At 43.6% G+C, this 16827-nt stretch carries 16 protein-coding genes; 11 read left to right on the top strand and 5 right to left on the bottom strand.

Annotated elements, in window-relative coordinates; all coding sequences use genetic code 11:
- Window positions 1-93: 93 nt before the first annotated feature.
- The 5 genes from ACFWMP_RS09185 to ACFWMP_RS09165 form a co-directional block, all read right to left on the bottom strand.
- The gene (locus tag ACFWMP_RS09185; RefSeq protein WP_076301066.1) at window positions 94-1782 is read right to left on the bottom strand and encodes a glycoside hydrolase family 13 protein; all 1689 of its coding nucleotides are present in this window, start codon (window positions 1780-1782) and stop codon (window positions 94-96) included.
- Window positions 1783-1819: 37 nt separating this feature from the next.
- A complete protein-coding gene (locus ACFWMP_RS09180; protein ID WP_179085741.1) occupies window positions 1820-2641 on the bottom strand; it encodes a carbohydrate ABC transporter permease in 822 nt (273 codons plus the stop codon).
- Window positions 2638-3504: a carbohydrate ABC transporter permease gene (locus ACFWMP_RS09175; protein WP_042185429.1), complete on the bottom strand. Its 867-nt coding sequence runs from the start codon at window positions 3502-3504 to the stop codon at window positions 2638-2640. Before ACFWMP_RS09175 ends, ACFWMP_RS09180 begins: the two co-directional genes overlap by 4 nt.
- A gap of 82 nt (window positions 3505-3586) precedes the next feature.
- Window positions 3587-4846 carry an ABC transporter substrate-binding protein gene (locus tag ACFWMP_RS09170; RefSeq protein ID WP_052404174.1) on the bottom strand — a complete coding sequence of 420 codons (1260 nt, stop codon included), beginning with the start codon at window positions 4844-4846 and terminating at the stop codon, window positions 3587-3589.
- 155 nt (window positions 4847-5001) lie between these two features.
- Window positions 5002-6006 (bottom strand): LacI family DNA-binding transcriptional regulator, encoded by a 1005-nt coding sequence (locus ACFWMP_RS09165; RefSeq protein ID WP_042185431.1) that lies wholly within the window; start codon window positions 6004-6006, stop codon window positions 5002-5004.
- 392 nt (window positions 6007-6398) lie between these two features.
- On the opposite strand from ACFWMP_RS09165, the gene ACFWMP_RS09160 reads away from it, so the two are divergent.
- The 11 genes from ACFWMP_RS09160 to ACFWMP_RS09110 all read left to right on the top strand — a co-directional run bounded on the left by ACFWMP_RS09160 (window position 6399) and on the right by ACFWMP_RS09110 (window position 16802).
- On the top strand, window positions 6399-7352 hold the full coding sequence (locus tag ACFWMP_RS09160) for an AraC family transcriptional regulator (protein WP_339245496.1): 954 nt from the start codon (window positions 6399-6401) through the stop codon (window positions 7350-7352).
- 7 nt (window positions 7353-7359) lie between these two features.
- Entirely contained in the window at window positions 7360-8439 is a 1080-nt protein-coding gene (locus ACFWMP_RS09155; RefSeq protein WP_042185435.1) for a Gfo/Idh/MocA family protein, read from the top strand.
- Between the two features lie 145 nt (window positions 8440-8584).
- A complete protein-coding gene (locus ACFWMP_RS09150) occupies window positions 8585-9316 on the top strand; it encodes a ThuA domain-containing protein (RefSeq protein ID WP_042124690.1) in 732 nt (243 codons plus the stop codon).
- On the top strand, window positions 9317-10285 hold the full coding sequence (locus ACFWMP_RS09145; protein WP_339245500.1) for a sugar phosphate isomerase/epimerase family protein: 969 nt from the start codon (window positions 9317-9319) through the stop codon (window positions 10283-10285).
- 153 nt (window positions 10286-10438) lie between these two features.
- The gene (locus ACFWMP_RS09140; protein WP_379423180.1) at window positions 10439-11137 is read left to right on the top strand and encodes a copper homeostasis protein CutC; all 699 of its coding nucleotides are present in this window, start codon (window positions 10439-10441) and stop codon (window positions 11135-11137) included.
- 149 nt (window positions 11138-11286) lie between these two features.
- The gene (locus ACFWMP_RS09135; protein ID WP_339245508.1) at window positions 11287-11679 is read left to right on the top strand and encodes a VOC family protein; all 393 of its coding nucleotides are present in this window, start codon (window positions 11287-11289) and stop codon (window positions 11677-11679) included.
- A 204-nt stretch (window positions 11680-11883) separates the two neighbouring features.
- Complete coding sequence (locus ACFWMP_RS09130) at window positions 11884-12798, top strand: L,D-transpeptidase family protein (RefSeq protein WP_231573390.1); 915 nt, start codon at window positions 11884-11886, stop codon at window positions 12796-12798.
- Between the two features lie 384 nt (window positions 12799-13182).
- Window positions 13183-15033 (top strand): ribosomal protection-like ABC-F family protein, encoded by a 1851-nt coding sequence (gene abc-f / locus ACFWMP_RS09125; RefSeq protein WP_379423177.1) that lies wholly within the window; start codon window positions 13183-13185, stop codon window positions 15031-15033.
- A gap of 57 nt (window positions 15034-15090) precedes the next feature.
- Window positions 15091-15486 carry a hypothetical protein gene (locus ACFWMP_RS09120; RefSeq protein WP_339245516.1) on the top strand — a complete coding sequence of 132 codons (396 nt, stop codon included), beginning with the start codon at window positions 15091-15093 and terminating at the stop codon, window positions 15484-15486.
- A 212-nt stretch (window positions 15487-15698) separates the two neighbouring features.
- Entirely contained in the window at window positions 15699-16238 is a 540-nt protein-coding gene (locus tag ACFWMP_RS09115; RefSeq protein ID WP_052404175.1) for an RDD family protein, read from the top strand.
- Window positions 16239-16367: 129 nt separating this feature from the next.
- On the top strand, window positions 16368-16802 hold the full coding sequence (locus ACFWMP_RS09110; RefSeq protein WP_042185446.1) for a MarR family winged helix-turn-helix transcriptional regulator: 435 nt from the start codon (window positions 16368-16370) through the stop codon (window positions 16800-16802).
- Window positions 16803-16827: the final 25 nt, after the last annotated feature.

Here is a 16827-nt window from a genome sequence, read left to right as displayed (position 1 = left end):
AAGTTTTTACAAGCATATAAAACAAAAAGGAGCCGAAGGGCTCCTTTTTATAGTTCTACCATTGACCTTTGCTGACAGATCGAATGGATTTTATTATTTAAGCTTATATACACGAGCTTCATAAGGACGAAGCTGAATTGTGTTTAGTTCTTCTTCTGGATTTACTTCGTAGTTGGCAATAAGCAATTCCTTCGCTTGGAATTTCACAGTAGAAGGAAGTTCGAAAGTCGTAGGCTCTCCGAAGAAATTCAATACAACCAGTAGCTGTTCTTCTCCAAGAGTACGTAGATAAGCGTATACCTGCTCATTCTCCTCGGCCAAGATTGTATAGTTTCCGTATACGATAATCTCATGCTGCTTACGCAGTTCAATTAGCTTCTTATAGTAGTGGAAAATAGAATCGGGATCAGCCAGTGCCTTCTCTACGTTGATATCTTTGTAGTTAGGGTTCACAGCCAACCACGGATTGCCGGTAGTGAAGCCTGCCTGCGGTTCCGAGTTCCATTGCATCGGCGTACGGCCATTGTCCCGACCTTTGATGTAAATGGAATTCATGATTTTTTCTTCCGAGTGTCCGGCAGCCAAGTATTCCTTATACATATTTACAATTTCAATATCCTTGTAGTCATCGATGGAAGCAAATTGTACATTTGTCATGCCGATTTCTTCACCTTGATAGATGTAAGGTGTACCTTGGAGCGTGTGAAGCAGTGTTGCTAGCATTTTGCCAGACTCTTTCGGGAACAGCTTATCATCACCAAAGCGGGATAGCATACGTGGCTGATCATGGTTGTTCATATACAAGCTGTTCCAACCCTTACCGTCGAGTGCGACTTGCCACTTGGAAATAATGGACTTAATGTCCGCCAGCTTCCAAGGCTGTACATTCCATTTACCTCCAGGACCGGAATCGACGTCCATGAGCTCGAAATGGAATACCATGTTCAGCTCGTTACGATCCTCGGAAACATACAGTGAAGCTTCTTCTGGAGTGACATTAACGGCTTCGCCCACTGTCATGATATCGTACTTGGATAGCACCTCACGGTTCATTTCCTGCATATACTCATGTACGCGTGGACCGTTAACGAAATAGTCTCCACCGAAGTGGTACGTAGGCTGTTCTCCGTTACTTTCCCCAGAAACGCTAGGCAATTCCGGTACTTTGGAGATCAGGTTGATCACGTCCATGCGGAATCCGTCAATTCCTTTATCTAGCCACCAGGTCATCATATCGTAGATTTCCTTGCGGAGCTTTGGATTGTCCCAATTTAGATCGGGTTGTTTACGGGAGAATAGATGGAGGTAATATTCCTCCGATTTCTCATCGTATTCCCAAGCTGATCCACTGAAGAAGGAGCCCCAGTCGTTCGGCGGCTGTCCGTCTTTACCCGGACGCCAGATATAATAATCACGATAAGGATTATCCTGCGATTTGCGGGACTCTACGAACCAAGCATGCTCATCTGAGGAATGGTTGACCACAAGGTCCATAATCAGCTTCATGCCACGGCTGTGAAGACCAGCAAGCAGTTCCTCCCAATCGGAGAGCGTTCCGAAATCATCCATGATACTTTGATAATTACTGATATCATAACCGTTATCGTCATTAGGCGACTGGTACACTGGGCACAGCCACACCACGTCGACACCAAGATGGTTTAAATAATCAAGTTTCGAAATAATCCCTTGCAGATCACCAATACCATCCCCGTTACTGTCTTTAAAGCTGCGGGGGTAAATTTGATACACTACGCTTTCTTTCCACCATTTTTTATCCAAGGTTGTAATCTCCTATCTCTATATAGATCTTACTATTTTATTTAATGGATCCTGATGTAAGTCCGCTGATAATCCATTTTTGAGCGAACAAATAGACGATGAGCATCGGGGTTAATGCGAGCAAATATGAAGCGAAAGCTAAGTTAAAATCTGTACTGAACTGCCCCTGGAATACATATTGTACCAGCGGAAGTGTGTAGGAATCCTGATCGCCGAGCAGAACCAGCGGTAGCATAAAGTCATTCCAAGTGGATAGACAAGACAGGATACCGATCGTTGCACTAACAGGAGCAAGAAGTGGAAAAATAATCTTCCAGAACGTTCCGAAGGTCGATGCACCGTCTACAGTAGCCGCTTCTTCCAGTTCATACGGAATGGAACGGATATAACCGGTGTAAACAAACACGTTAAAAGCCAGACCATATACGACGTATAGAATAATAATCCCTACAATGTTGTTCATGTGCAGATCCGTAGTCACTTTGACCACAGGCAGCATGATAATCTGGAAAGGGATAAACATTGCGCTGATAAAATAGAAGTACAGCACTTTGAAAAATCTTCGCTTCATATTACGTGCAATAGCATAGGCTACCATGGAGTTGGTAAGCAATATGAACACGACTGTTGTAATGGTAATCACCGTACTATTTCCTAATGCATTGAAGAAATTCGTTGCTTTAATCGCATTGGAGAAGTTCTCAAAATGCAGGCCAGTTGGCAGCGAGAAGATTGATTGAGCCATTTCCTCGGGATTCTTGAGTGCGATGGCAATGGTCATGTACAGCGGAAACAGGATCAGTATTGAGCCTAGGGCGATAAGAATCGTTACAGGCCAGTTGGTTGATTTTTTGATCATAAGTCCATCTCCCGTTTCTGCAGAAATTTAAGCTGAAGGGCGGAGATAACGACAATCACGATAAAATAAATCACGGCGTTCGCCGATTGATAGGCAAATTCTCCGCCTTGGAAGCCGCCTGTGTAGATTAAGTGGGCAATGGATTGCGTTGAACGACCTGGACCCCCGCCTGTCAAGGCAACGATTTGGTCGAATACCATTAGACCGCCCTTCATCGCGAGCACCATATTGATGGTGAAGAAGGAAGCAAGCATTGGAAACGTAATGCTCCAGAATTCTCTCCAGCGACTAGCGCCGTCCAGATTGGAAGCTTCGTAAAGATCATGAGGAATGGTTTGAAGACCCGCCAGATAGAGAATCGTGTTATAAGCAATCCCCTGCCAAACGGCTACAATGACGATACCGATCCAAGCCCAGTCGGAGTTACCGAGAATGTTCTGTGATAGGAATTCGCTGCCGATTTTCGCACCCCAAATAGGGAATACATTAGCGAACAAGTAGTTAAAAATAAAACCAACAATCAATACGCTGAGGATATTCGGCAAGAAATATACGCCACGGAAAAAGTTTTTAGCTTTAATTTTGGCGTTAAGTCCAAGCGCAATCAACAAGCTGATGATATTGATAAGAATAGTGGTTAGAATGGCATATTTAAAAGTGAACACATATGAATTCAACACATTTTCATCTTGAAAAATGTTAATGAAGTTCTTAAATCCTACGTAATCAAAGCTGTCACTAAAGCCGTCCCAGTTCGTGAACGAATAATATATACCCTGGATTGCAGGAAAGGTATGGAAGGCAAAGAAAAGAAGTAATGCCGGTATAGTCATCAGATAAAAGGCGACTCGGCGTTTGGCCATCATGTAATCCTCCTCATTGTAAAAGCGAAAGAGAAGAGGGGAAGCCCCGTTCTCTTTCGCGGTTCATGTTTGTCTGATCAGTTTATTTCCGGTTAGCTACTTTATCCCATTCCTTATCAAGCTGTTCTAGGTAAGCTTTAATGTCTTTCTTTTGCAAGAAGGATTGGTTGATGGTATCCACTTTCATCGCACTTGGAATGTAGTGGTCAGCAAAGTCAGCCAAGTTGCCAGCGCTAAACGCTTCTTTGAAGCCATCCATCGTTGGATCATCTTGTGTTACACCTTTTACAGCTGGGAATGCTTTTTGCTCATTGATGTATAGGCTAACATTCTCAGGTTGAAGCAGGAAGTCTACGAATTTCTTTGCTTCTTCTTTATGTTTAGTGTTCTTGGAAATCGTCAGCAACGTATCTACACCAGAAATGACTTTGTTATCGGCAGCATCATTTGTTGCTGGGAATGGGAATACGCCAAGTTCAATGGATGGATTGGCTTTCACGATTTCTGGGATCGCCCATACGCCTTGCAGGTACATTGCGGATTCACCTTTAGCGAATGCTGTGTTTCCGTCATTGTAACCTTTACCAAAAATATCTTTTTGTCCGTATTCCGTCAGCTTAAGCAGCTTTTCAGCAACCTCGTTAAAGCTGTCTGCGAAGGTTACAGTGCCTGCTGCACGCTCCTTGAAGAAATCATTCCCTTTAATGATCGTGGAGAGGGAGTTGAACGGCGTAAGTGTTGTCCATGAATCCTTCAGTGTCAGGTAAAAAGCATTTTTACCGCTGTCCTTGAACTTTTGAGCGACAGCCATGAACTCATCCCAAGTAGTTGGAACAGTAACACCGGCTTCAGCGAACATCGCTTTATTGTAAATAACACCACTTGCGTTTGAAGAGAATGGAAGACCATTCAGTTCGTCCGAACCCGTCAGGTCTTTCAGCATTTGAAGATATGCTGGCTGGATATTCTCAGCGAGTGGATCACCTGTGAAATCTTCAAAAAGACCGCTGCCAGATAACGTCTTGTAGGTGTCAGTTGCTCCGATCCCTACCACGTCAGGAATATCTTTCTTCGCTGCACGAGTTTTCAATACCGTTTCAGCATCTGGCGGGTTAACCTGTGTGACAACAATATTTGGATTGGCTTCATTGAATTTCGCAACCAGCTTGTCGAAGGTGGCTTTGGCTTCGGTTTTATTTTGGAAAAACTCGACTTTTACCTTTTCACCGGAGGAGGCATTTCCACCACTATTTGCGCTGTTGTCAGCCGCATTGCTACCACAGGCACTAAGTACGGACATAGCCAGTACGCTAACCACTACGGGTTTGATTGTTTTTTTCATGATTAAATCCTCCTAATAATTTGTTGGTATTATGAACATGTAAGAGATTAAACATGTACGTAAATGAAAACTAATTGATATTCTGCTACTTATAGGCGGCAGATATGCATCACCAATAGAGAGAGTAAACGTTTACGTAAAAGGGGTAAAAAGACTCAGGTAAGTGATCTTACCGTTTGTCTTTCCACGATTAAGTGATCGACAATTTTACTATCCACAGTCTCGCCTGTTTCAATCATCTGAATAAGCTTCTCTACGGCGATCTTACCAATATCGTACAGTGGTTGACGCACTGTAGTTAACGGAGGAATAATCATTTTCGCCATTCCAAGATCGTCATAACCCATAATGGATATATCGTCGGGAACACTTAAACCATATTTGATGACCGTGGAAAGAGCACCAATCGCCATTTCATCACTAGCGGCAAAGACGGCAGTGACATCAGGGGCTTGCTCCAAGAGAGCTTCCATTGCAATGCTCCCGCTTTCATACAGAAAGTCTCCAAAGGTGAGATAGCGGCTGTCGAAAGGAATCCCACTCGCTTCAAGCGCTTTACGATATCCTTCGGCTCTGGGTGCACCAGCGATAGCATCGCTTGGATTTCCGCTGATCATGGCTATTTTGCTATGACCTTTGGAAATTAAGTAGAGGGTAGCATCATAAGCAGCCTGGTAATCGTCTACTTTCACGTAAGGTACACTGGCAAATTCCGTTTGAGAAGAAACCAACACAACTGGGATCTTCATGGTTTCTAGCACATCGTAATACTCTTTCTTCAAGACCTCACTAGAGTAAATAATGCCATCGACCTGCTTCTCCCTTAAGAGTTGTAAGTACTTTAACGTTCGTTTACCATCCTGGTCGGTATTACAGACCATTACACTGTAATTGCGGTCATTGGCCAATTCCTCAATGCCTTTAAGCAGATCGGAGGAGAACGCTCCAGAAACACTTGGAAACATTACACCAATCGTCTGCGTACGCTTATTGATTAGGCCACGAGCAATCGCGTTAGGTTGATAGCCGAGATCTTTGATAGCTTCATTTACCTTTTGTTTCGTCTTGTCGGAGTACCCACTTAAATTGTTTAGCACGCGAGAGACTGTTGCAATGGAAACGTTCGCTTTTTGTGCAACATCTTTAATTGTTGGGTTCATTCATACGACTCCTTAGATTACGGTTAGCCTTAGATTAAACGTTTACGCTTCGAAAATCAAATTACTTAAAAAGTATTACGTAAACGCTTACCCTGAATATAAATCCTGGCAGGTATGCTTGTCAACTCCACTTAAAAAATATGTGAATGATAGGAACCATGAAAGGTAATTATTTTTTAATAGAATGAAACCGATTAAATTACCAGAAAATCTCTGTTAAAGTGGTGTATAAGAGGGAGAAATGTAGTTGGAGCAGGATATTAAGAATACAGAGACCCAGAATTGACAAAAGAATATTAGAGGACTAACATTTAGACAGTAAACGCTTACGTGAAATCGGATTGACATGTTTATCGTTGGTTTAGTGTTTAACCGGATAAGGAGCTGCGCTTATGAATATTTATCTCGAAATTCCAGATGTGGATAAGCATTTTCCTTTTAGAAGTTTACTATGTGGAGGAGATACGCTGTGCTATCCGCATTGGCATAAAGAAATTGAAATTATATATGTAACTAAAGGAAGTCTAAATCTGGGAATAAACGATACCCCTATTCACATGGAGCAGGGTGAGGTTCAATTTATCAACGGTGGGGATGTCCATTATTTTCTCGCCTCACCTGAAAGCGAACGGGTAGTAATTCAATTCGATCTTAACCTGTTTCAGGAAGTCGCAGCTTTGAGCGGAAGTGATTATTCGCTTCGTGAGGTTTTTACGCTTATGGAGCATTCTAGTTCAAAATGGCCCGAAGCAACCGCAGTGAAGATCAAAGGGCTGATTGAGAGTATTTATGAGGAAGACGTGCAGCGAAGAGATGGGTACGCTTACTTAATCAAAGCTAGATTGTTTGAACTATTGACCGTTATTTTACGGGAAGTGCCGAAGAGTACACTCAATAAACAGCCTAAGTTCTCGGAAGATACGCTGAACCAGTCTAGAGAAACACTGGAAAGATTAGAGCGAATTTTTATCTATGTAGAGCAGCATTACCAGGAAGCCATTACGCTAAATGAGGTAGCTAGCTATATGGGCTTTAGCCCGTATTATTTTACCAAGCTATTCAAGAAGAATACTGGTATGACCTTTATAGCTTTCTTAAACGAATATCGGCTTAACAAAGCTAAATGGATCTTAATCAATGAAGATTTGCCGATGTCTGCGGTGGCGGAAGCCGCCGGGTTTGGCAGCGTGAAGACATTCCATCATTTTTTCAAAGATGCCACGGGGATATCCCCCCTAAAATACCATAAGACAATATTCGGGAATAATACAGCAAGAATGCAGGAAGAAAGACGCCCCCGGGCTTTGTATGATAGAGATATCAAAACAGGAACAAGTGGAGGTTAGAACAAAAATGACATTAACAGTAGGAATTATCGGCTGCGGAGGCATTGCAAACGGCAAACATATGCCAGCGTTATCAAAAGTGGAAGGTGCTCGAATGGTTGCTTTTTGCGATATCGTTCCAGAGCGTGCTGAGAAGGCAAAAGCGGAGTTTGGGGATGAGGGCTCCGTGGTCTACACAGATTATAAAGAGCTTCTTAAAGATGCAAGTATAGATGTAATTCATGTATGTACACCAAACATTTCTCATGCAGAGATTTCCATTGCGGCAATGGAGGCAGGCAAGCATGTAATGTGTGAAAAGCCGATGGCTAAGACCACAGCAGAAGCGCAAGCAATGATCGATGCTTCAAAACGAACTGGGAAGAAGCTGACCATCGGTTACCAAAACCGTTTCAGACCAGATTCAGCTTATCTGCATACGGTATGCGAGAATGATGGTCTTGGAGAGATTTATTATGCTAAAGCTAAGGCGATCCGTCGTCGTGCCGTTCCAACGTGGGGCGTGTTTCTGGACGAGGAAGCGCAAGGCGGAGGTCCATTGATTGATATCGGTACTCATGCCCTTGATTTGACTCTTTGGATGATGGATAACTACAAACCAAAATATGTTGTCGGTAACGCTTATCATAAGCTGTCCGGTCGTAAAAACGCTGCGAACGCTTGGGGCCCGTGGGATCCAGAGAAATTTACAGTTGAGGATTCCGCCATTGGATTCATTACTATGGAGAATGGAGCTAGCATCGTTCTCGAAGCAAGCTGGGCGCTGAATACCCTTGATGTTGGTGAAGCTAAGACGGTGCTTTGCGGTACTGAAGGTGGAGCGGACATGGAGAACGGTCTGCGCATTAACGGAGAAGAATACGGCAAAACATTCGAGAAGCATATCAGCCTGGAAGCCGGTGGCGTTGACTTTTATGATGGCGCGGGAGATGATCCTGCATTGACCGAGGCTACTCAGTGGATCGAAAGCATCGTCAATGACACCGAGCCTGTAGTGAAGCCAGAGCAGGCGCTCGTTGTTACCCGCATCTTGGAGGCTATTTATAAATCCTCTGAAACTGGCATGCCTGTATTTTTTGAAAAGTAAGAAAGTATAAGTTCCACGTTATACTTAATCCTTACTTTTCTACGAGAAACGTTTATCATCTTCTAAGGATGACAACGGCGTTTCTTCTTGAATAAACAGTCAAGTTTAACGACATAGATAACTATGAACTAGGAGTGTGTCCAAAGTGACCAGAGTAACGGTATGGAATGAATTCCGCCATGAACGGCAGGAAGAGAGAATTCTCAAGGTCTATCCGCAAGGGATTCACGGACAATTGGCAAGCTTCCTTCAGGAAGCTGGACTGGACGCTCAGACAGCTACGCTGGATGAACCGGAGCATGGACTGACACAAGAAGTACTGGATAACACGGATGTACTGATTTGGTGGGGACATGTTGCCCATCAAGAAGTTAGTGATGAGATTGTAAATCGTGTTCACCAAAGAGTGCTTCAAGGCATGGGGCTAGTAGTGCTTCATTCGGGTCATATGTCCAAAATATTCATGAAGTTAATGGGCACCAGCTGTGATCTAAAGTGGCGTGAAGCAGGGGAGAAGGAGCGTCTTTGGGTTATGGACCCAAGTCACCCGATTGCTGAGGGCATTGGCGAATATATCGATTTGGAGCAAGAGGAAATGTACGGAGCACACTTTGATGTGCCAGCACCAGAGAGTCTAATTTTTGTCGGCTGGTTTGAAGGCGGCAATGTGTTCCCAAGCGGATCGACCTATCGTCGTGGGAACGGGAAGATCTTTTATTTCCAACCTGGTCATGAATCTTATCCAACCTATTACAACAAAGAAATCCAAAGAGTGATCATCAATGGTGTGAACTGGTGTGCACCAACGAAGCGTGATTATCCAGTTTACGGACATTCTGAAGCTTTGGAGCCAATCAAAGAAAAGGTGGTATTATAAATGAAATTAGGCGTATTTGATCCTGTATTTGGAAGTTTGACTCTCGATGAGATGCTTGATAAAATCGCTGCTGCTGGTTTGAATGCGGTAGAGATCGGTTCAGGAGGCAATCCCGGAAATGCCCACTGTCCAACAGATGAGCTGCTTGCCAGCGAATCAGCACGTAAGGAATATCTGGAGAAGTTCACGAAACGTGGCATTATGATCAGTGCATTCAGTTGCCATAATAACCCGATTTCGCCGGATAAAGAAGAAGCTCGTGAAGGCGACGAAATTCTGCGTAAGTCGATCAAGCTAGCTTCGCTAATGGGCGTTAAGGTAGTGAACACTTTCTCGGGAACCGCGGGAGACAGCGAAGATGCAAAAGCACCAAACTGGCCAGTAACACCTTGGCCTACCGTGTACAGCGACATTAAAACCTGGCAGTGGGAGCATAAACTGATCCCTTACTGGAAGGAAATTGGTAAGCTGGCTGAGGAGCATGGCGTTAAGATCGGTATCGAGCTTCATGGCGGATTCCTCTGCCATACTCCTTACACGATTCTGAAGCTTAGAGAAGCAACCTGTGATGCGATCGGCGCGAATCTAGACCCGAGCCATCTGTGGTGGCAAGGCATCGATCCTGTAGGCGCGATCAAGATTCTTGGTAAAGCTGGCGCGATCCATCATTTCCATGCCAAGGACACGTACCTGGATCAGGACAATATTAATATGTATGGTCTGACGGATATGCAGCCTTATGGCGATGTACAGACCCGCGCGTGGACCTTCCGCTCCGTTGGTTGTGGACACAGCATATCTGAATGGTCGGATATCATGAGTGCGCTGCGTACTTACGGTTATGATTATGTGGTCAGCATCGAGCATGAAGACCCTCTTATGACGGTAGACGAAGGCTTCCAACGTGCCGTAACCAATTTGCAATCCATTCTTATTCGCGATCAACCACAAGGTATGTGGTGGGCGTAAGAATAGTTTAAGAACGAAAGGTCTTGATTCTCTAGTGTTTGTAGAGGATCAAGATCTTTTTTTGCGTGTTTATGTGGATGTGGGTTAGGATAATGTGCGGATGAAGAAAATAGCAGAAAGCAAGGTTCTAAGATGAATAAAGGAGAGACAACAATGTTACTAGAAGTTATTGCTACAACATTAAGTGATGCAGTAATGGCCGAGCGTTATGGAGCTGATCGAATTGAATTGATCACTGGGATCAGTGAAGGGGGATTGACGCCCAGTCTGGGACTTATTGAAAAAGTGCGCAATGCTGTCTCTATCCCGGTCAGGGTAATGGTTAGACCCCATGCCAGATCCTTTTCTTATGATAAGGATGACATAGAAACCATGGAGCAGGATATTCAGCATATCGTATCTATCGGCGGGGTATCTGTCGTAATGGGTATGTTACGCCCTGATGGAACAATTGACGAAGAGTCACTTCAAAGGCTGCTTCATACTGCAAAAGGTTTGGAGGTGACATTCCATCGTGCTTTTGATGAAGTGAGGGATCAATTTGAGGCGTTAGAAATATTGATGCGTTATCCTCAAATTACTGACATTCTAACATCAGGAGCCGAGAATACAGCCCCTAAAGGTGCGGAACGTCTTGCTGCACTGGAGCAGCTTACCTCGGAGCAATCTATATCTATTCTTGCTGGCAGTGGGTTAACGGCAGACGGGTTAAGTGATTTTATAAAACAAACGGGTGTGCGACGAGTGCATTTCGGTTCAGCCGTTAGAGAAGATGGAGATGCGCTAAAGTCGATAGATCCTCTTCGCTTGCAGGCTGTTCGAAACTTTTTGGATCAAAGAAAAGAGCTGTAACCTCACCGTTACTTATTGATTCCATTCTTCGATAAGCTTGTCAGCAGATTTCGATTTAATTTCCGTATATTGGATGATATTATAAAATCGGAATATTAAATTTGCAAATGTTGATCAAGTCAAATATGACAATCGGAGGATGATCCACAGTGAGTAAGGTACAGTTTTCGGTTCAAGTAAGGCTGGTATCCAATCTGGAGCGGTCCAAGGAATTTTACGCTACAGTGTTAAGCTGTGAAGTGAATGATTGGTGGGCGGTACGCGATGAATTTGCACTGGGATTTAAGCTAATACAAGCAGCTCGTACGGAAGATGTACAACCAAATATAGCCGGACAAGGTCAGATCACTCCGTGGGACACCTATGCTTATGTGGAGACTCATTCTGAGCTTGACGAGCTATATGAAGAGCTAAAGGGTAAAGGAGCAGAATTTGTTCAAGAGCCTGATCTTCAGGAAGCAGACTGGGGGAGCTGGAAGGATTTTGCGATTAAAGATCCGGATGGATACGTGATTGCATTTGGTTCAGGTAAGAAACATTAGTTGTCTAATCATGAAATACTGAGCATATAAAATATAGAGCTGATCTTTGGTTATCCAAAGGTCGGCTTTTTTAATGTGCGTTCACTTGGTTACAGTATTGCAATCTCTGCGTCAAATGTGGGGGACGAGTTGAAAAGAATAGGTACAGGTTGGTATGCAACAAAATTGAAATGATTTCGTCTTTATATATGGAGGTGGAGAAAATTGGGATTTTTCGTTTCGGGTGGCCGGTTTGAATCATTATTACAGCGGAACATGAAGCTGATGCTTGTATTTGGACTTCTGTTCGCTGCATGTTTTACAGGTGTGGGAAAGGCGGAAGCTGCTGCTGGATCCGATCTGATTATCGTGAACAAAAAGACAAACAAACTCGCGTATTTCAGTGATGGCAAGCTTGTGAAGACTTTTCCAGTCGCAACAGGAAAATCAAAGGAACTGACGCCTGAAGGCAGCTTCAAAATGGTAGTTAAAGTAAAGAACAGACCCTATTACAAAGAGAAAATACCCGGGGGTGATCCGGCCAATCCACTTGGCGACCGCTGGCTAGGGCTAGAAGTGAACGGAACTTATGGTACCACATATGCGATTCATGGCAATAATAATGAGTCCTCCATAGGAAAGTATGTTAGCGCCGGATGTATTCGAATGCATAATGATGACATCCACTGGCTGTACCCAAAAATAGCTAAAAATACAAGGGTCATTATTACAACAAGCACACTGGCTATGGAGAGTATTGCGACTAAAAATGGGTATTCCGTAGGAAGTAAGATGTTTGCTGGAGCTTTTGAGCTGGATGGAGTCACGACAAAGCTAAAAGATCCTTTTTTAATGGATAACTCCCGTGTGTTTGTTCCGCTGAGAGAATCTGTAGCCTTGTTAGGTGGAACTTTACAGAGCAAAGCTGGAACAGGTGCACTGCTAATTACGATAGGAAATCGTACGGTGGCACATCAGCCTTTATCCGATCAGGCTGTTGTAAATGGAAAGACGTTTACGATACCAGCGTCCCGTAATGAAAATGGTCGATTGATGATTCCGCTGAGCATCTTGCCCGAATTATTTGGTATTCAGGTGCAATGGAGTTCACAGTCTCAGTCGGTAAAGATTATTTTATAACTATTCTTGAACTTTTAATTCTGGCTTAAATGGGTATATACTATATTCATTCAAACCAATTCGGACAATGACGGAGGACCACCGACTAATGAATAACTAACACGTTTCCTAGAAGAAGACCATAGAGCTTGTGAAGTGCATATGCACAAGTCACGGATCACCCGTTCAGGGTGATAACGGTCAGGGATACGTGTGTCGGTCGGGGGTCTTACGTTGCTTTTATATGAATAGATCTATCTATTGTTTGGTTTACTCTGCATACAGCAGGTGATCACGGCCGTAGTCTATTCATGTTATGGCATATTTCCCCCCCCATCATACGCTATTTGACCGCAGACCGCTGGCTGCGGTTTTTTATTTGCAATATAATCGGAGGAATGAAATATGACCCTAATAAAAGCAAAAAATATACGTAAAGAATGGAACGGGACCCTGTTGTTCGAGAAGGTGTCCTTTGAGATATCAGAAGGAGAGCGTGTGCTCTTGTTCGGTCGTAATGGAATCGGCAAAACCACATTGCTTAAGGGGCTGATCGGTCGCCTCCTCTTTGAGGAGGGAAGTATCTATCATGGTTTGCCACGTGAGGAATGGGGTGTGCTGGATCAGCAGCTAGAAGTGTCCGAAGAAGTGACCGCCTTGGATTACGTAATCGCCGGATCGCCAGAGCTCCCCCAATTGAAGCGCAGGCTTGAAATTCTCAGTCAGAGGTTGCAGGAGCAGAACGACGAGAGTGAAGCGGGACTTACTGAATACGCCGAAGTGTACGATCAATACTTGCAGCTTGGTGGTTATGACTGGGAGGCAAAAGCGGAAAAATGCTTGAAGCAGCTCAAACTTGAGCGTTCGGTTTGGAATGTGCCGTACCCATCGCTAAGCGGTGGGCAAAAGACACGCGTTCAATTGGCCGCATTGTTAGCTCAGCAGCCGAAGCTGTTGATTCTAGATGAGCCGACGAATCACTTAGATGGAGAAACGATGGAGTGGTTGGAACAATGGGTCCATACCTATCCCGGAACTGTGCTTTATGTTTCGCATGATCGTACGTTCATCGATCGAACGGCGACGGCGTTGCTGGAGCTTAGTCCAGAGGGGTGTCGTCGGTATTCGGGTGGATATACGCAGTATCGGGAGCAGAAGGAGGTAGAGGCGCGAACGCTAGAGGGACAATATAAGAAGCAGGAACAGGAAAAGGAGAAGCTGCTGGAGAGCATCAGAAGGTATTCCGAATGGTTCCAACAGGCACACCGTGCTGCCGGACAGCATGATTTCCTGCGTGCGAAATCAAAGAAGAACGTATCTCGTCTTCATGCGAAGGAAGCTGCACTCGAACGCTTAAATAAGAACCGTGTGGAATTACCACGCGAGACAAGTAAGCTGAAGATGAAGCTGGAAAGTGAAGCGTTTATGGCGGACACTTTGCTGTCACTCCGTGAGATTGATTTTGCATATAAGGGTAGTGCGCCTGTACTGAAAAATTTCAGTTTGTCATTGAATCGAGGAGATCGTCTCGCTATTCTGGGTCCTAATGGTGTCGGTAAGTCTTCTTTGCTGAAGCTGATTGCTGGTATTCATCAACCTACCAAAGGTGAAGTGCGGCTGCATCCGCGTACGAAGGTTGGTTATTTTGCGCAAGAGCTCGATAATCTAGCGGTGTCGTCCACCATTCTGGATAGTTTGCTTGAACTGCCAGGTATGACCCAAACGGAGGCACGAACGATTCTGGGCTGCTTTTTATTTTCGCGGGATGATGTCTTTAAACGAATTGGTGATTTAAGTCTGGGGGAGAAATGTCGTGTAGCTTTCCTTAAACTGTACTTTGGAAAAGCTAACCTATTAGTACTGGATGAACCCACCAATTATCTGGACATTGACACTAGGGAACGAGTAGAAGAAGCGCTAAGGGTATATCCGGGAGGAATTGTGATGGTCTCACATGACCGGTATCTTCACACTAAAGTAGCTAATCGTTTGGTAATACTAGCACCGACTCAGGCACCAAAGTTTTTTCAAGGTTCCTATGAGGAATACATCTCAAAAGACAGGAGTCGAGTGCTTACCCGTAAAGAACAGACCCTTGAGGACGACCTCGTTCTTCTGCAGCTGCGTCTGAATCAACTGATCCAGAGCGGAACTAGGAATACAGAGGAGGAGAATGAAGCGTTAATGGCGGAAATCGTTAATCTGAGGGCGCAGATTCAGGAAATAGAGGGTAAGGAAAAAGCTATACACTCATAGGGAAGAACCGACACAACCTAGCTCAGGATAGAAGGTATCTTGGGCGGGGTTGTTTTTTTGAATATTCCATTAGGAGTCATCACAGTCAAAGTGTATAATTGGATGAATATGGATGTTTTGCGTACAGAAAATCTTGAAGGGAAGGCTGTAGAAATGACAAAATTCGGCTCTTTTATATTGGAATTACTTCGAATGTGTGTATTGCTTGTGTTGACCTTGTTTATTTTAGGCGGGGTAGAGAGATTTATATATCAATCTATATTTGGTCAGCCTATGTATAACTGGAGTATGGCGCTCGGGAATTTATTGATATTTTTTATGCTGTATCGGAATCATTTTCAGTTTAAAGGTTGGTACAAATCGCAGAAAAATCAAAAGCTAACGATCCTCACTACGAGAATCACAATGGTTGTATCGCTAGGACTTATCATCCTGCCGATCGGGCTCGGCTAAGCCTATGAGGATTAGAATCATCGGGGGCTGTGATGATTTTTGAATGGAATCGGGGATATGATCAGGAAGCGATACATAGAATAGTTGAATTAACGAATAAATTTTCTGATAGACGAATGATTCTAAAGCATAATAAGGAACTGGAAACCATTATTGAAGAGCGGATAATCAGGATGAATGAATAAAGTAAGCATAGAGAGTGAGGCCCTAATATGGATAATTATAAGGTTGAACGTTTGGAACAGGAGGATTTCATAGGCTTTTGGAAAAGAGTTCTCGCTACTATTCTTGATCTCCTTATCATTCTGATACCTGCGGTTATTGTATACTGGATATTCAATTCATTAGCTGTATCCTTGCATTCGGAGATTCCCATCATCCTTGAGTATATTTTCTTCGTCGTGTTTGATGTTTTTATGATCGTTAGATTTGGCGGAACGCCTGGGAAGCTGGTTTTAAAGATGAAAATTGTCAATCAGCAAGGGAATATCCCAACGTTGAAGGAAGCTCTAATTCGAAATATTTTCCGAATCATTAGTACGATTTTTTCAATGATTGTTGGCGTAAGCCTCTACGATCTCACTGTGATTTCCACCACTCTTAATTTATGGGCACCTTTAGCTACTGACCTCAGTAAAATACTTGGCCTCATCATGCTTGTGGATTATCTATTTGTCGCATTTACTCCCCGTAAACGGGCGCTTCACGATATGATGGCTGGTACTTATGTTGTTGATAAATCCGCAATCTAAAGGATGCTTTTATAAGCATCCTTTTTTTAATGTTAAGTATTTTATTGTTAAACAATTTACTATTAAATATTTTAGTGTTAAAATATATGTCGAAGCAGCCAATAATTATGAATATCTAAGGAGGATGTCTTGGAAAACCCAGATATTTTTAGACTCATACATGCAGTTGAATTATTCACGAATGAAATTATTGTTCGATGGATGAATGCTTTTGACCACAATATTGGGATATCTCCTGTTCTCGTCTTGGGAGAATTGAATAAAAAGGGTCCCCAGAAGCAAACTACTTTGGCTAAGAAGCTAGGTTATACGCCGGGGGCGATGACGAATATTGCCAATCGCTTAATTAAGCAGGAAATGGCCGAGCGCAAATATAACGAGGATGATCGCCGAAATGTACTGCTGTCTATCACGGACAAAGGCAGAGATGTACTGAAGGAAGCACAGCTAAAAGGGCAGGAGCTCCGAGCTGAAATGTTTCAGAAGCTCGATGAAGAAGAACTGCAGCAATTCTTGAAAATCTATGAAAAGTTGTTAACGAGCTTTGATAGCTCTGAAACATAAATGAAGTCATCTAAGAATCTTAATC

The organism is Paenibacillus sp. NPDC058367, from assembly GCF_042723305.1.
Classification (GTDB): domain Bacteria; phylum Bacillota; class Bacilli; order Paenibacillales; family Paenibacillaceae; genus Paenibacillus_AQ.
This window is presented reverse-complemented; position numbering and strand designations above follow the sequence as displayed.

Coding starts and splice junctions, on each gene's coding strand:
- ACFWMP_RS09180 (WP_179085741.1), bottom strand. CDS start 2,641: ATGATCAAAAAATCAACCAACTGGCCTGTAACGATTCTTATCGCCCTA.
- ACFWMP_RS09175 (WP_042185429.1), bottom strand. CDS start 3,504: ATGGCCAAACGCCGAGTCGCCTTTTATCTGATGACTATACCGGCATTA.
- ACFWMP_RS09170 (WP_052404174.1), bottom strand. CDS start 4,846: ATGAAAAAAACAATCAAACCCGTAGTGGTTAGCGTACTGGCTATGTCC.
- ACFWMP_RS09165 (WP_042185431.1), bottom strand. CDS start 6,006: ATGAACCCAACAATTAAAGATGTTGCACAAAAAGCGAACGTTTCCATT.
- ACFWMP_RS09160 (WP_339245496.1), top strand. CDS start 6,399: ATGAATATTTATCTCGAAATTCCAGATGTGGATAAGCATTTTCCTTTT.
- ACFWMP_RS09155 (WP_042185435.1), top strand. CDS start 7,360: ATGACATTAACAGTAGGAATTATCGGCTGCGGAGGCATTGCAAACGGC.
- ACFWMP_RS09145 (WP_339245500.1), top strand. CDS start 9,317: ATGAAATTAGGCGTATTTGATCCTGTATTTGGAAGTTTGACTCTCGAT.
- ACFWMP_RS09140 (WP_379423180.1), top strand. CDS start 10,439: ATGTTACTAGAAGTTATTGCTACAACATTAAGTGATGCAGTAATGGCC.
- abc-f (WP_379423177.1), top strand. CDS start 13,183: ATGACCCTAATAAAAGCAAAAAATATACGTAAAGAATGGAACGGGACC.
- ACFWMP_RS09115 (WP_052404175.1), top strand. CDS start 15,699: ATGGATAATTATAAGGTTGAACGTTTGGAACAGGAGGATTTCATAGGC.